Origin of the sequence: Pedobacter sp., assembly GCF_041645105.1 — a bacterium.
Lineage (GTDB): Bacteria > Bacteroidota > Bacteroidia > Sphingobacteriales > Sphingobacteriaceae > Pedobacter.
This window is the reverse complement of record NZ_JBAZQQ010000003.1, coordinates 523301-538891: the sequence shown is the minus strand read 5'-3', so window position 1 is coordinate 538891 and position 15591 is coordinate 523301. Positions and strand designations below refer to the sequence as shown.

12 protein-coding genes are annotated in these 15591 nt (G+C 34.4%); all 12 read left to right on the top strand.

Translation table 11 applies throughout. From position 1 onward, the window contains the following. Window positions 1-10: 10 nt before the first annotated feature. The 12 genes from WC623_RS12310 to WC623_RS12255 all read left to right on the top strand — a co-directional run bounded on the left by WC623_RS12310 (window position 11) and on the right by WC623_RS12255 (window position 15300). Window positions 11-3328: a TonB-dependent receptor gene (locus tag WC623_RS12310; protein ID WP_372851415.1), complete on the top strand. Its 3318-nt coding sequence runs from the start codon at window positions 11-13 to the stop codon at window positions 3326-3328. Between the two features lie 8 nt (window positions 3329-3336). Next, window positions 3337-4974 carry a RagB/SusD family nutrient uptake outer membrane protein gene (locus WC623_RS12305; RefSeq protein WP_372851412.1) on the top strand — a complete coding sequence of 546 codons (1638 nt, stop codon included), beginning with the start codon at window positions 3337-3339 and terminating at the stop codon, window positions 4972-4974. Between the two features lie 24 nt (window positions 4975-4998). Then, window positions 4999-5829: an endonuclease/exonuclease/phosphatase family protein gene (locus WC623_RS12300; RefSeq protein WP_372851410.1), complete on the top strand. Its 831-nt coding sequence runs from the start codon at window positions 4999-5001 to the stop codon at window positions 5827-5829. 23 nt (window positions 5830-5852) lie between these two features. Beyond that, window positions 5853-7736, top strand: coding sequence for a gliding motility-associated C-terminal domain-containing protein (locus tag WC623_RS12295; protein ID WP_372851408.1), 1884 nt, complete (start codon window positions 5853-5855; stop codon window positions 7734-7736). Window positions 7737-7749: 13 nt separating this feature from the next. Beyond that, complete coding sequence (locus tag WC623_RS12290; RefSeq protein WP_372851406.1) at window positions 7750-8658, top strand: type IX secretion system membrane protein PorP/SprF; 909 nt, start codon at window positions 7750-7752, stop codon at window positions 8656-8658. Then, a complete protein-coding gene (locus WC623_RS12285) occupies window positions 8655-9401 on the top strand; it encodes a GDSL-type esterase/lipase family protein (RefSeq protein WP_372851404.1) in 747 nt (248 codons plus the stop codon). The genes WC623_RS12290 and WC623_RS12285 overlap by 4 nt, the downstream gene beginning before the upstream one ends. Window positions 9402-9892: 491 nt before the next feature. Next, on the top strand, window positions 9893-10360 hold the full coding sequence (locus tag WC623_RS12280) for a cell division protein (RefSeq protein ID WP_372851402.1): 468 nt from the start codon (window positions 9893-9895) through the stop codon (window positions 10358-10360). A gap of 1024 nt (window positions 10361-11384) precedes the next feature. Then, entirely contained in the window at window positions 11385-12344 is a 960-nt protein-coding gene (locus tag WC623_RS12275) for a hypothetical protein (RefSeq protein ID WP_372851400.1), read from the top strand. Between the two features lie 314 nt (window positions 12345-12658). Continuing rightward, window positions 12659-12862: a hypothetical protein gene (locus WC623_RS12270; protein ID WP_372851398.1), complete on the top strand. Its 204-nt coding sequence runs from the start codon at window positions 12659-12661 to the stop codon at window positions 12860-12862. A 200-nt stretch (window positions 12863-13062) separates the two neighbouring features. Beyond that, window positions 13063-13497 (top strand): hypothetical protein, encoded by a 435-nt coding sequence (locus tag WC623_RS12265; RefSeq protein WP_372851396.1) that lies wholly within the window; start codon window positions 13063-13065, stop codon window positions 13495-13497. Window positions 13498-13654: 157 nt separating this feature from the next. Beyond that, window positions 13655-14218 (top strand): hypothetical protein, encoded by a 564-nt coding sequence (locus WC623_RS12260; RefSeq protein WP_372851394.1) that lies wholly within the window; start codon window positions 13655-13657, stop codon window positions 14216-14218. Between the two features lie 659 nt (window positions 14219-14877). Continuing rightward, entirely contained in the window at window positions 14878-15300 is a 423-nt protein-coding gene (locus WC623_RS12255; protein WP_372851392.1) for a hypothetical protein, read from the top strand. Window positions 15301-15591: the final 291 nt, after the last annotated feature.

Here is a 15591-nt window from a genome sequence, read left to right as displayed (position 1 = left end):
TATACTTATTATGAAACTTTCTTTTCTTTTATTATTTACACTAATATTCCAGGTTCAGGGCGCAAGTTTTGCACAAAAGGTCTTTTTAAATAGGCCAAATTCTTCATTAGAACTGATATTTAAAGACATTAGAAATCAAACGGGCTACGATTTCTTTTATAACGTAAACGTTATAAAGAAAGTTGGTAAGGTCGACATGGTTTTTAACGGTCAGCTAGAGCAGGTTTTAGAGAAGTGTTTAGCTGGAAAATCGCTGACTTTTACCATAAATAATAAGGCAATTATTATACAGGAGGCCGGCAACACTTTACCTTCAAGCGCGTTTCAACAACAGGAAACTATTGTTGTAAAAGGTAAGGTAACAGATGAAAAAAATATTCCTTTAGTAGGTGTTACCGTTCAGGTTAAAGATATGCCAATAGGTACTACAACTGATGCTAATGGTAATTACAGCCTTAAATTAAAATCTGATAAGGCAATATTAGTATTTAATTATCTGGGATTTATATCTGTAGAAAAAGCTCTTGCCGGACAAACGGATATAAATGTTGTATTAAAAGAATCTCCCTTTATTTTAAATGAATTTGTAACTGTTGGTTACAGTACTCAAAAGAAAATTAACCTTACCGGTTCAGTAGCTACTTTACAGGCTAAGGATTTGGAAAGCAGGCCCGTTACTTCTATCAGTAATGCTTTGCAAGGACAAATGGCTGGTGTAACAGTTAAAAGTTCTGGTGGCCAGCCTGGTGCAAACTCTGGAAGTATCAGAATCAGAGGTATTGGTACTTTAGGAGATTCCAGCCCTTTATATGTAGTTGATGGTGCACCAACCAGAAGTATAGATATTTTAAACGCTAATGATATAGAGAGTATTTCGGTATTAAAAGATGCTTCTTCTGCATCTATTTATGGTGTAAGAGGAGCTAATGGCGTAATTTTAATTACCACAAAGAAAGGTAAGACCGGAGATGCGCCATCGCTTACTTATAGTACATATTATGGAGTGCAAACACCAACAGCTTTACCGGAGTTAGTAGGTTCTGTAGATTATATGCAGCTGCTGAACGAAGCACAAATTAACGTTGGACAAACGCCAACTTATACATCTTATGATGTTGAAACGGTTAAAAACAAATCAAACCCCAACTATTTTGGCGATACCGACTGGGTTAAAGAGATTATTAAAAAGAATACACCACAACAATCGCATAATTTAAGCTTAAGTGGAGATGCTAAAAACATCAATTACTTTGTTTCTTATGGTAATTTAAATGAGAAAGGTTTAATTACGGGAGACAACTATTCTGCAGATAGAAATAATGCGCGACTCCGTATCAATACCAAATTGATGGATAGGCTGGATGTTGATGCTAACTTTGGTTATACAGATCGAAAATCGATTGGCTCAGCTCAGGACATAGGCTCAGAGTCTGGACCATTACATACGCTTCATGTGATTAGTCCATTAAGTCCTGTCAGATTTACAACCGGGAAATGGGCGTATGTAAATGTGAGTAACCCAATTGCTCAAACTACGGATGGTGGTACCAATACTTATACTTCGCAAGAGGTAAATGCCAATCTTTCTTTGAATTTTAAAGTTTTAGATGGCTGGAGTATTAAAGGTCAATACGTTTTAAACAAATACAATTCCAGAAGAAGCGTTTTTTCTAAAACGATAAATTATTATAGTCCATATGATAACTCCTTGATTTATCAAGCCAATAACCCTAATAAGCTAAGTGTAACTTCCTATTCTGGTTCTTATCATACATTTATTGGTTTATCAGAATACCAGAAAACATTTAATAAAGACCATGACTTTAAGGTACTTGTAGGAGCATCAAAAGAGAAAACGTTAACCAACGATTTTTCGGCTAGCAGAACCCATTTGCCGCTTCAGGATATCGAATCTATTAATTTGGGAACAGATAACCAGATAAATAATGGTGGGGCTACAGTTAATGCATTGGCATCTATGTTTGGGCGCAGCAATTATGCATATAAGAATAAGTACTTAGCAGAATTGAATTTTCGTTATGACGGTTCAACTCGTTTTGCTAAAGAATCAAGATGGCAATTGTTCTCATCTGCTTCTGTGGGATGGGTTTTCTCTGAAGAGGCCTTTTTTGAGAAGTTAAGATCACATGTAGAATCTGCTAAATTAAGATACTCTTATGGTTCCTTAGGGAATGATAAAGTAGGTAGAGATTTTGGTTATATGTCTTCTCTTACAGAAATGAGTACGATGCCAATTGGCAATCAGATTACTATTGGTTATGGCGAATCTGGTGTAGTAAATAGAATTTTAACCTGGGAATCGGCAATTCAACAGAATATAGGTTTAGACCTTGTTTTCCTCAAAGGTAAACTGGATTTTACAGCAGAGTATTATAAAAACAGAACCAATGATATTCTGTTAAATGTTTCCTTGCCAGATGTGTTGGGTGCTGGTTATCCTCCACAAAATGCAGGACATGTAGAAAACAAAGGTTGGGAATTGCAAATTGGCTGGCGCGACAGAATAAAATCTGTTAAATATGGTGTAAGAGCTAATTTATCTGATGTAAAAAACAGAGTACTAAGTTTAGGTAATGCTCCGGCATCTTTAGGTGATCAAATCCGAATAGTTGGTCAGCCTATTGACGCCTTTTATGGCTTAACGGCTTTGAGAATAGCTCAGTTATCAGATTTTACTTATGACGCTGGTAATAATAAATACACCCCAAACTTCCCTTATATCAGTGGCGATCCTATTGCACCTGGTGATATCATGTATGCTGATCTGGATAACGATGGCAGAATTACATTAGATGGAGATCGTTCTGTTATAGGTAGTCCGATTCCAAGATATACTTACGGCTTTATGGGAGATTTATCATGGAATAACTTCGATTTCAGTTTCTTCCTTCAAGGTGTTGGAAAAGTAAATGGTTATCTTAAAGGAGCGGCCAGACATGCTTTTGTAAATATCGGCAATGATCCAACTCCTCAAAAAGTACATTTAGATAGGTGGACGCCAGAGAATCCTGATGCATCTTATCCAAGGTTAACAGCTGGTCAGTCTCATAATCAAAGATTGTCGACATTTTGGTTGGAGGACGCTTCCTATCTAAGGGTAAAGAATATCCAGCTGGGATATACTATACCAGAAAAAATCACCGGCAAGTTTAGAGCCAACAGAGTAAGGGTTTATGCTTCGGCAGATAATCTATTTACAGCAACAAATTTCTACTACAGTTATGATCCGGAAACACCGGTAAGTGGAGGTGGTTATTACCCTCAGGTAAAAACGTTTGTGTTTGGTTTAAATATCACTTTTAAATAGATCTAACCATGAAAAAAATATTTTATATACTATCAATTTTTCTATTTTCTGCTTGTAACAAGGGCTTCTTGGATGTGTTATCACCAGACGAGATTGTAAATGAATCTTTCTGGAATAATGAAGAACAATTGGTACTAGCTTTAAATACTTGCTACAATAGCTTAAGGAACATCAACCTTATTGAAGAGGAAATGCAGGGGGATAATTCTTTGTACCCAACATCTGCTCAAAGAAGGTTAGTGGGCAGTGGAACTTTTGCAACAGATCTGGGATTAATTAATTCTGAATGGGTGGGTGATTATGCAGGTATCAGAAGGTGTAATGTCTTTCTTGAAAATTATAATAAAGCCAGTATTCCACAAGAGACAAAGGACCGTTTAGCTGCTGAAGCTCGTGTGATTAGAGCTTATTTGTTAGGTCACCTGGTAAGTCTGTATGGTGATGTTCCTTTGGTTACAAAAGTGCTGGATATAGATGAATTATATGAGCCCAGAAATCCTAAAGAACAGGTAGTAGATTTTATTTTAAACGAATTACAGGAATCAGCCAATTTGTTAGATGCAGCGATCAATACTGGTGTAAAGTTAGGTAGGTTAAATAAGGGGGCTGCACTAGCTTTAAAAGCTAGATATGCACTTTATAACAACAGATTTGATGTTGCGCAAAAGGCCGCGAAAGATGTAATGGATTTAGGTACATATGCTTTATATACGAATGGTAATCCAGCTAGCAGTTATTCTGATTTGTTTACCTATAATGGAAAACTTGCCAATGGGAAGAACAGAGAAACCATTATTGCCAGGTTAAACTTAAAGGATGTAAGTATGCACAATCTCAGCAGGCTTATACAGGTTCCGAATGAAAATTCAAGATGGAGTCCTACTAAATCTTTAGTTGATGCTTATTTATGTTCGGATGGATTGCCGATTAACATATCTCCTTTATACAAAGAAAATAGCTATAATGATGTTTTCGAAAACAGAGACCCGAGGATGACACAAACTATTCTAAAACCAGGATCGGCCTGGGGAGGAATGAAAGATGGCAATCCTGCAAATACGAATCCAGGTATTTTTACCGCACCAAAATTTAATGCCGATGGACAAGGCTGTGTAACCTTAACGGGCTATTACTTTAATAAGTATGTAGAAATACCCGCAGTTGCAACGGGCAACAGAGATGCCAACGATATTCATATCATGCGTTATGCCGAGGTTTTACTTACTTATGCCGAAGCTGCAGCTGAACAAGGAGCATTAAGTCAAAACGATCTTGATATCAGCATCAACTTATTAAGAGATAGGGTAGGTATGAAGCATATGGAAATTGCTGAGTTAACTGCAAATGGTCTGAATGTAAGAGATGAGATCAGAAGAGAACGTCGGATTGAATTGGCTATAGAAGGACAAAGATACTTTGATATTTTAAGATGGAAACAAGGAAACCTTCTGGCAGAAGATATCAAAGGAATGAAAAAATCGTGGGCATTGGTAGCTTCGACTGTCTCCAATAAAACAACAGACCAAAATGGTTACATCATTGCGTTGAGTGGTAGAACCTTTGTTGCTCCCAAGCATTACCTGTGGCCAGTTCCATTTATTCAATATACACGTAACCCTGCATTAGGTCAAAATACAGGATGGTAAAAAGATGAAAATTTAAAAAATATAATGATGAAAAAGAGAATCTTAAATTTATTAGCATTTATTGCAGTTTTTCCAATATTGGCATGTAGCAAAGGGGGAGATGATAAGGGAGGTATTACACCACCTCCAACTGGTAGTACTGCAGATTTAAAAATAATGACATATAATGTTCACCATTGTAGTCCACCAACAAAAGACAGAACTTTTATTGACTTAAATGCAATTGCTTCTGTTATAAATATTGCAGATCCTGATATTGTAGCTTTGCAGGAGGTCGATGTGCATACGGTAAGGTCGGGCACAGGAAATGATCAGGCTAAACTTTTGGGAAGTTTAACAGGCAGACATAGTTATTTTGCCAAGGCAATTGACTATGAAGGTGGGGAATTCGGAGTCGCCATTCTTTCTAAATATCCAATACTATCATCTTCTACGGTTCTTTTGCCTCATAAAGATGGGGTAGATTATGAGCAAAGATCAATGGCAGTTGTAAAAGTGAAATTGCCAAACGGGAAAGAAGTTATTGTCGCCAGCACCCATTGGGATGCTGAAGCTCACAGACTATTACAAGCACAAAAAATTATTGATTATTTCCAAAATGAAACTCTGCCGGTAATTGTTGGAGGCGATTATAACGACCAGCCAGGTAGTACAAGTATCAATTATTTTGATCAGTTTTTTAAGAGAACCTGTACAACAGGATGTGCGCCAAGTGCGCCGTCGGACGTGCCGACTAAAGCTATTGATTTAATTTTTTACAAATCAAATGACTTAACTGTATTGACTCACCAGGTTATAAATAATTCATATGCTTCAGACCATAGACCGGTCGTTGCAACATTCAAATTCAAATAGGTTAGCATAAAACAATTGGCATCATGAAAAGAATTTTATCACTAATACTAGTGGGTTGGGGATTTTATGCCCATGCTCAAAGCAATATAGCTGTTTACAGGTATGGAGATGGCTCAGTACAATCAACAGGAAAAGCTGCTGCTACCTTTATTGATGAGTATACTCCGGCAGGTGTTTTTGTCAGAACTATAGCAGCACTTCCAGTTGCAGCTTCTGCAGATGGGAAGAGCTTTGCCCTGACAGGAAATTGGAATAGTGCAGCGTTTGAAGGAAACCTTACTATTTCTGCAGATAAACGACATTTAATGGTTATGGGTTTTAATCAAGCCCCAGGCGAATCGATTAATGCTTCAGCTGCTAAAAAGGTATTGGGATTTGTATCAGCAGATGGAAGCGTAAATTCAAGTACTTATATAGATAACATCAACTCTACATTCAGGTCAGCGGTAACCAACGACAATGAGAATTTCTGGATAATTGGTTCTGGAAGTAATTTAAGACATATCAAATTAGGTCAGTCAAATGGAACTTCATTGGGTATTGCAGCTGCGGGAAATTTTGGGTTAGCTATTTTTAACAACCAACTTTATATTTCTACAACCAGTTCCATTGCTACGGTTAGTGGTGGCTTGCCCACATCAGGTACTCAAACTACTACTAAATTACCAGGTTATGCCACTACAGGTAGACCCTATAATTTTGTATTTTTTGATACGGATGGGAATAGTGAACCAGATCTTTTGTATGTGGCAGATTATGAGGTTGCGGGTGGACAAGTTCAGAAGCATGTGTATGATGTAGCTACTTCAAAGTGGATTGCAAAAGGAGTGCTTAATAAAGCAGGCGTAACAGAAAATGTAAGAGGTATAACAGGAACTTATAAAGATGGAAACGCAACATTGTTCATCAGTGTCATGGGGAATACCACTACTCCATCTACTATACAGATGCTGGAAAATGCAAAGGATGTAGACTTGACAGTAAGTACCACATTAACTAAGATTGCTAGTGCACCTGCAAATACTGAGTTTAGGAGTATTGCATTGGCGCCAATAGACGATTCAGCAGCGAAAGCTCCTAATGGTCTTCAGACAAGTGCTTCTACAGATCTTGCAGATGTTACATTGAAATGGGTAGATAATTCTTATAATGACACCGCTTTTGAAATAGAACGCTCTGCAAATGGAACCGATTTTACCCTAATTGGCACCGTTGGAACAGATGTGACCACATATATCGATAAAACACTTCCACTAGGTACTTATTATTATCGGGTAAGAGCTAAAAGTGATAACGGATATTCGTTTTATAGTAATACTTCTTATATCAAAACTAATATTTTTCCTGCAACACCATCAGCACTTTTCGGTGTCGCTTTATCAACCTCAGGAGTAAAATTAAGTTGGGTAGATTTAGCAGATGATGAGATCGGATATGTGATTGAGCGCTCTTTAAACGGTGTAGATTTCAGTAATGTCGCAACTGTATATGGCATAAATATCAATACCTATAATGACTTAGGACTTTCGACGGGCACAGCGTATTACTATCGTATTAAAGCTATTTCCGCTATTGGAGCATCCCCATATTCCGGATTGGCAAAGGTAACTACAGCATTAACTAAACCATCTGCTAACAGTTACGTGGTTAGCAATGTCATTACACCTAATGGCGATGGTATAAATGATACCTGGGTAATAAACAACCTGCACGAATATCCAAATAATGAAGTAAAAGTATTGGACAAATCCGGCCGTATTGTTTTTTATCAAAAATCATATGATAACACCTGGAATGCTACTTATAATGGAAGTTATCTATCAGAAGGAGCTTATTATTATCAAGTTGATTTAGGCGATGGTAAAGGTATCCTTAAAGGGATGCTTAATATTATTAGAAAAAAATAATTAAGGATAAGACATGAATAAGGTAATATATTACATGAAATATAGCAAAGTGGCATTAGTCTTTTTTATACTAATCTCGCTTTCCAGCATAAGTGCTGTTGCTCAAACAGAACCTTTTGCAAATCAGTATTTTTTTAACCAGTATTTAGCAAATCCAGCATTTGCAGGTTTAAATGGAAATTTAAAGATCTCAGCAAACTATAGAAAGCTAAGTACATCAATAGAAAACGCACCTGTTTCTCAGGCATTATCTGCAGATTTTAGTATTAATAATAAAAACGGGTTGGGCCTGACTATTTTAAATAGTAAGGCAGGTTTTTTTAGTCAGACCAATATTATGGGGACTTACGCTTATCATTTACCAATCAGCATAGAAAAGAAGTTAAGCTTTGGATTATCGGCTGGCATTAGAAGTGATGATTTTGATGCTTTAAATGTACAAGGCGATGTTAATGATCCTGATGTAACAGGTTATATTGATAGAGATAAGTATTTTGATGCCGAATTTGGTATTGCTTATACTTCAAATTCATTAAACATACAGGCTTCTTTTTTAAATCTTAAAGATCTTTTAAAGGCTGATGAAGAGCACAATCATGTTAACAGGAATATCTTTTTTACAGCAGTAAGTTATAAGATCGACTTTAGCCAAAAATCATTCCCAATCATCTTAGAGCCTAAGGTCGCTTATAGAGGGATTAAAGGTTTGGATGGCATTGTAGATGTGGGAGCAAACATCACCATGAAAGGCGAGAAAGTAAGTGTTTACGGTTTGTATCATAGCTCTAAAAGCTTTTCTACAGGACTTTGCTTAAAACCAAATTCTGTATTATCGTTAATAGGAGGGTATTCTTCAGTTTCACAAGAACTAAAAGGAATTGCCAAAGGAGGATTTGAATTGGGATTAAACTTAAATTTATGAAGAAGAATATTATTTTAACATTTATAGCTGCATTGTTGATATGTTCAGCTTGTAAAAAAGGGCTGTCAGATTACCCATCATCAAAACCCATTGTGGATGTTCCGGAAGTTGAGGTGGTAGCATTTGACAGTACTTACAGACCAGATACCTACAGACAGAAAGTATCAGAGTTTAATGCTCAGACCAGAGCAGCTACGGATATCGTATTTATTGGAAACAGCATCACGGCAGGTACAGATTGGAATACCTTGTTGGGTCTAACTATTGCTAAAAACAGAGGGATTTCTGGAGATATAACCTATGGTGTGATTGAAAGAATGCAGGAAGTAATTAATGGTAAACCGGCCAAAGTTTTCATTTTAATAGGAATTAATGATTTAGCTAGGGGAGTAACAGAAAAGTATATCCTAAAGAACTATACCAGGATGATTCGTCTTATTAAAGCAGGAAGTCCGCAGACCAAAATTTATTTTCAGGGATTGCTACCCGTTAATGAAACTGTTTTAACAAGTGGTGCGGTTAAATTTTCAAATCATGTAAATAAAAGGACAGAGATACAAAGTATTAATACCAAGTTAAGTACAATTTGTACTAATGAGGGGGTGACTTTTGTAAATCTTTATGACTCTTTTATGGATGCTAATGGTAGAATGAATTCTATCTATACTTATGATGGACTACATTTATCAGCAGATGGCTATCAGCGTTGGAAAACTGTTCTAACAACCAATGGTTATTTTTAGTATAAGCTGAAGTGGATTGAAAAAAGGCTTATAGAATTAAGTTCAAAGGATCAATTTTTTATTTCCTTATATAATCTTACGTGAATATATTTAGTATTGTATATTTACAATATGAAGAAGCTCTCACAATTCTTTGGCATATTGCTATCTGTACTAGTAGTTTATTATGGATTATTTAACCATGAACGACCTGTATTATTTTTTTTCTTTTCTTGACTTTAGCAATAGTATTATCGATTTATATAGTTAAGGATATGTTAAATGTTATAAGCATTCGTTTAATAAGAACTTTAAATGTCAAAGATGTTTTGTTGCAAATACCTGCTCAATTAGTGGCATTATTTGGGATTTATTTGGTGACATTAAATACCAGTAATGAGATTCTAACTAATGTTTTTTTAATATTTAAAGGAATTGTAATATTCGAGTTTTTAATTCTTTTTCTTTATGATCTCACCATCATTGCTATTGATAAATCTAAGCTTTAATGTATGCCTATAATAACGCTAGAAACTTATATAAACGCTGATAAACAAACTGTCTTCGACCTGGCCCGTAGCATTGATTTGCACCAGATTTCTACGAAACATACTAATGAAAAAGCAATTGCCGGGAGATTGTCTGGACTGATTGAATTAAATGAAACAGTTACCTGGCAGGCGAGGCATTTTGGTATTACACAAAAATTAACAAGTAAGATCACTCAGTTTGAAAGCCCTGATTTCTTTGTTGATGAGATGTTATCAGGTGCTTTTAAATCTATTAAACATGAACATAGATTTCTAGAACATGACAATGGAACATTAATGATCGACATATTTGATTATGTTTCACCTTTAGGAATATTGGGGAGAATAGCTGATAACATGTTTTTATCTAGCTATTTGAAAAAGTTGCTAATCAACCGTAATTCAGTAATAAAAGAATATGCGGAAAATCAGTCACAAGTAAATCAATAGATGTGGTTAGTATATAATTTTATAAATGCTATTAAGATATTATAGATACTATTTAAATAGTAGTACTTTTAATCTACTCAAACGCTCCAAATATGTCAAATAGAATAGCATTAAATAAGATTGATAAAACATTATTAGCTTTTAGCTCATGTTTTTTGATAATAACTAGTTTAATTAGTATTTGGTTTGTATTTATAATAATAAATATAGATCTAAAGCTAGAGTTCCTGATAATCCTGGTGTTAATAATTAGTATGTTTATTATTGGTCTTACCTTATGGACTAACTCCGTAATTTTATCAAAGAAAGAAGTGTTGAGGAAGAGAGAGATAAACATTAATCTGATTATTTGTTTAATTCAATCTGTTTCCATATTTATGAATGGTTTTCGCTTTAAATATCTCCAAGGATTAGAATGTGTATTTTATATTAATATTGATCAAACAATAAGTAAAGTTGAATCTGGAATTGTTTTGCCTAAATTAGGATTTCAGTTTGTATTTAATTTCATGTCTACCAAAGGTATATTTATTGGAATAAATGTTATAGCATTAATATTTTCATTCTTCTTCCTCTATATAAGAGGAAAATATTTTCATAACAAAGAATCAGTTCTGACTTAAACAACTAATTCAGTTCAAAGTAAAGTCGCACAGTAATCGGGTTGTCTGCTGGAAAAGATCACTGATAAATTACCACTTGTTAAGGTAAATGTGAAAAATTCATCGTCATCTAGCAGTATCCGCATTAGCATCTTATGAACGTTATAAATACTTTCATTAAGCGTGTAGTTTATACAGAGTTGATGTATTCATCGTGATGTTATATACCGAATCATAGGTGATAATTCGATTGTGCATGACAAGAATGGCAGGTGAAACAATGTAAAATTCTAAGATGTTTTCCAATATGATAGAATTAATTGTAAATAATTTAACCTTATAATTCAATTAAATTAATTTATTGGTTATGTTTTGTGGTTTATGATATAATTCATGCGTAAGTTTGCTCTTAAACATGTAACATGGCAGAAGAAATAGATGTTGCTCCATTAGTAGTGGGTACGAAAATCGAGGATGAAAATACTCCTCGGAAAAAGAATGATGAGCTACTAAAAGGAGCTTTCAAAGAAAATTTCCCTGATTTCCTACGATTTGTTTATCCCGATGCGGATGAGGTCATAGATTTCGATAAGGAAATTGAATTTATGGACAAAGAGTTGTTTGCTATTATTCCGGATCGGGAGCGAAAAAACGATAAGCGTGCTGCCGATTTATTGGCTAAACTTCATTTAAAAGATGGCACTGAAAAATGGGTGCTGTTAAATGTTGAAATCGAGGCTGGGAGAGAATCCGATTTTGCTTTTCGGCTACACCAATATAACTATAGGGCTCGCGAGAGCCATGGTGTTCCTGTAGCGACTATAGCGGTATTTATTGGAGATCAGAACCAGAGTAGACCAACAGAATATCGGGATGAGCTTTTAGGAACAGTACTTTCCTTTAAATATTTAAGCTATCATGTTTTCGACCATAGTGCAGAGTCACTTATGGCAAAGAGAAATCCTTTTGCTCTCATAGCTCTAGCCTGTCAAAAGGCACTATTAGAAAAAAAGATTCCTGATGAGGAGTTGGGAGAAGAAAGATTAAAAATTGCCAGGTTGTTGCTGAGTCAGAATTATGAACCAGACAGGATCATCAGTTTTATGATATTTCTAAAGAATTTTATTTTCATTAATAACAAGGATATAAATAATAACTTCGATCAACAAATTAACACTTTAACAGGAGGAAAAATCGACATGAGTATTTTAGAAATTGTAAAAATGCAGGAAAGGCGTGACGGTAGAATAGAGGGTAAGATGGAGGGGCGTCATGAAGAAGCCGTAGAAATTGCTACTAAATTAAAGGCTAAAAAAATGGTTTTTGATGAAATTGCTGAATTAACTGGACTTTCTGTTAAAGAGGTTGAGGCATTGGTATAACATTAAACATTCAAATCTATGCCCAGTTAAATTTGATGGTCAGTTATAAATATGAAGTTGATTTGATGGAAACTCATGTTGATGTATCTGAAATGAACATGAAAGAAAAAACTAAGGCGTATCATCGAATAACCTTAAGACAATAGGAAATTACTCATCAACAGAAAGTAACAAAGATATGTTTTTGGGTGTTCTTAATAGGATTAATAACATTACTATACTTCATCTTGAATAAACGGAGGTTAATCAATTGAATAATAGGTAGAACAACTGGCGCCAAAGTAACACCAGTACAACCTTAAATAAGAACAAATATGGAAAAATTTCCTTTACTAAAGAATAAACAGGTAGCTCTGTTAAGAGCAGATATTAATACAGGAACTGTATTAGATATAGATTTAGGTATAGCGTTTGCAAAAACCATTATAAGGGAACGGAATGATGTTGAATGTGGCATATATGGAAGTGATCCAGTGGCACTTTTAAGTTTAGATAGGTATAATATAAGCTATTATTGACCAATGGAGGTGTAATTTACTCATCAGAGATAAAAATCGTCTTATAAACAATACGGCAGAGGCAATAGAAATTAACTTAAAGGAGTTTTCTGAAGCTTATAGCCAGAAGTTTATTGAACCTGTGTAAACATGAACATAGATTTCTAGAACATGAAAGTGGAACCTTGATGACACTATTGGATAAATTCTACATATAATGTATGAAATATTTTATTTTTATTTTTCTGCTTACAAGCTGTAGTTTTAGAGCAGAGCAAATTAAAAGACAACAAAAAAGTTGTAGGGGGTATTATGAGAAATCAATTGGTTCATATATTTACACCAGTGTTGATGAAATGCCAGTATATCCCGGTGGGATGAATGCTCTTTCTTTATTTTTTGCGAAAAATATGGTCTACCCTCCACAGGAAGAAAATAAAACTCTACAAACCAAGTTGTTCTTAACTTTTGTAATCGACACATTAGGTAATTCAAGAGTGCTTGCAAAAGCTTCAATATCTAAAAGAAATAATTCTCTTATTGATAATGAAGTTTTACGTTTGACTAAACTGATGTTAAAATGGGAACCAGGAAAATGCAATAGAGATAAAGTATCTGTAAGATTGACTATTCCTTTTGTAATAAGTCCCCAGTGAAACCATCAATTCCAGGCTGGGTAAATAAAACCCGCCAAAAGCGTTGTGCTAGCCAGCAGCAAACTTTGGAATCTTCTTTAAAAAGGTACATGAAGGTTCGAGGTGCTTACAGTTTACTTTGGAACACCTGTAAAATGAAAATAGTGATATTTAACATATGAATTTTTCAATAATAGAGCTTTATCTGTCGGAGTCATCAAATGTTTTCATTATTTGGGGACAAAATGAGTTTGATGATTTTTTTTTAGTAGATAAAGAAAATAGAATTTGTGGCTTTTTTTCCTTGGAATGCATAAAGAATTTTATGAATGAAAATGATGCAGATACTTATCCATTTAATAAAAATGAACTGATTAATTATACGCAGCTATTTTCAAGCGAAATCAATTCTTATTCTTTTATAGAAGTTGAAGATGTTCTATTAAAAAATACGAAAATTGAAGGAATAGGATCAGATGATGCTGGAGTATTAATTGAAGTATACAATCTAATTTCAGATTTCTTTTATCAAACAAAGAATGAAGAATGCCTGTTGTTGAGGAGGAATAAAAATATGGAGATGTTTTTTGATTATTGTTATTACAAATATTTTTGGAAGAAAGGTGAGGAATGGCTGGAGTTAGAAAAAGAACTACCATCGTTTGAGTATTCTGAATTTGTTAACATTTATAAAAAACTAGCAAATATTTTTGTAGACAGTATAAAAATAGTTGAGATGTAAAATTGAAAATACAAGCTGCCCAATCTTTCATCAGATTATGCTGTTCCGCATCTGAAGCTTGTTTTGGTATTGTGAATGTAGGAAATTCTTCATGAGACCCATCAAACTCTGCGACAAGTAATGTGATTAGTCAAACTAATAAAAATCAGATAAATCCAGGTAGTTGTTAATAGGGATCTACTGTCATACTTCAGCTTAATCAATGTATTGCGACAAAAGTCAACGTATCGCGACAAAAATATGCATATTTTGTCGCAATACTCTGCTACGATAGAATGTTAAATGGTAATTGGTGAGATCTGATTGTATAACAGATTTATTATAAAGACAATTACGACATAAAACGTCATATCGGGACGGTCTGCGACAAGACATTTTTTCTTCATCCTACTTTTGGCTTATGGATCAAAAACATAACATAAGAAAAACTTTTTTTAACATTTTTTTGGATGAATGTCAGGCTTATAGGATGACGGTATTCAGCTTAATAACAAAGTCGAATTTAAGATGGACCTCATTGCTCTCTCGCTCTGCTTTGTTCGGGAAAATCCAACTCATATTAATTCCTTACAGGAGTAGTATGAAAATAGTTTAAGAAGGCACTATTCGTCTCCTGACGAATCCCAAAAAAATCTAATAAAAACTTTAATCAATTAATCATGGCAAGAATAAGAAGTAGGATTTTAGACCCCATGTACGGTAAGTTAGGCTCAATAGTAGGTGCATACCTTTTTTATGCCTATGTGTCTATAGCTTTTAGAAATTATGCGAAAGATAAAACAGAGATTAACACTGCGTTCTCCAAAATTTACAGATATGCGACGGTGGGAGCATATTCTGATTTAATAGCAATTTTGGCAGTTGTATATAATTGTTTTTTTATATTCAAGATTCAAAACTTGAAAAATATGGCAATGGTACTAGACTATGAAATTAAGCCCTCAATGACTTTGATTGAAATGGATAAATTAAAGTTAAATATTTCTGTAATTTTAGATACAGATGATAACTTTTATGAGTTGGATATATTTAAAGGTGATTTTTCTCCTTTAAAAGTTTCCAGAAGTTTCAATATGATCTAAATTATTAAGATGGATCAATATGAATTAACTTTAGAATGTGTAACTGAATAATAAATATTTGGCTGTTGATAAATACTATTAAGAAAGCTGTCATATCTTTTAACGTGTATTCTTTTTATTTTGTTAAATCTTTTTGGTTAAAAGAGGACCACCGTTCTGTGGAATACAAAATTGGTTCAGGATTAACAATTTTGTTGATAATGAATTTCTCTTGGCTATATTTCGTCTTTAACCAAATTGAATTTAACTGGAAGGCAGTTGTTTTTTTTGTAAGTTGTTATCACCTTTTGG

What these genes read in the sequence shown, in the direction of transcription:
- WC623_RS12310 (WP_372851415.1), top strand. Translation starts at nt 11, where the DNA reads ATGAAACTTTCTTTTCTTTTATTATTTACACTAATATTCCAGGTTCAG.
- WC623_RS12305 (WP_372851412.1), top strand. Translation starts at nt 3,337, where the DNA reads ATGAAAAAAATATTTTATATACTATCAATTTTTCTATTTTCTGCTTGT.
- WC623_RS12300 (WP_372851410.1), top strand. Translation starts at nt 4,999, where the DNA reads ATGATGAAAAAGAGAATCTTAAATTTATTAGCATTTATTGCAGTTTTT.
- WC623_RS12295 (WP_372851408.1), top strand. Translation starts at nt 5,853, where the DNA reads ATGAAAAGAATTTTATCACTAATACTAGTGGGTTGGGGATTTTATGCC.
- WC623_RS12290 (WP_372851406.1), top strand. Translation starts at nt 7,750, where the DNA reads ATGAATAAGGTAATATATTACATGAAATATAGCAAAGTGGCATTAGTC.
- WC623_RS12285 (WP_372851404.1), top strand. Translation starts at nt 8,655, where the DNA reads ATGAAGAAGAATATTATTTTAACATTTATAGCTGCATTGTTGATATGT.
- WC623_RS12280 (WP_372851402.1), top strand. Translation starts at nt 9,893, where the DNA reads ATGCCTATAATAACGCTAGAAACTTATATAAACGCTGATAAACAAACT.
- WC623_RS12275 (WP_372851400.1), top strand. Translation starts at nt 11,385, where the DNA reads ATGGCAGAAGAAATAGATGTTGCTCCATTAGTAGTGGGTACGAAAATC.
- WC623_RS12270 (WP_372851398.1), top strand. Translation starts at nt 12,659, where the DNA reads ATGGAAAAATTTCCTTTACTAAAGAATAAACAGGTAGCTCTGTTAAGA.
- WC623_RS12265 (WP_372851396.1), top strand. Translation starts at nt 13,063, where the DNA reads ATGAAATATTTTATTTTTATTTTTCTGCTTACAAGCTGTAGTTTTAGA.
- WC623_RS12260 (WP_372851394.1), top strand. Translation starts at nt 13,655, where the DNA reads ATGAATTTTTCAATAATAGAGCTTTATCTGTCGGAGTCATCAAATGTT.
- WC623_RS12255 (WP_372851392.1), top strand. Translation starts at nt 14,878, where the DNA reads ATGGCAAGAATAAGAAGTAGGATTTTAGACCCCATGTACGGTAAGTTA.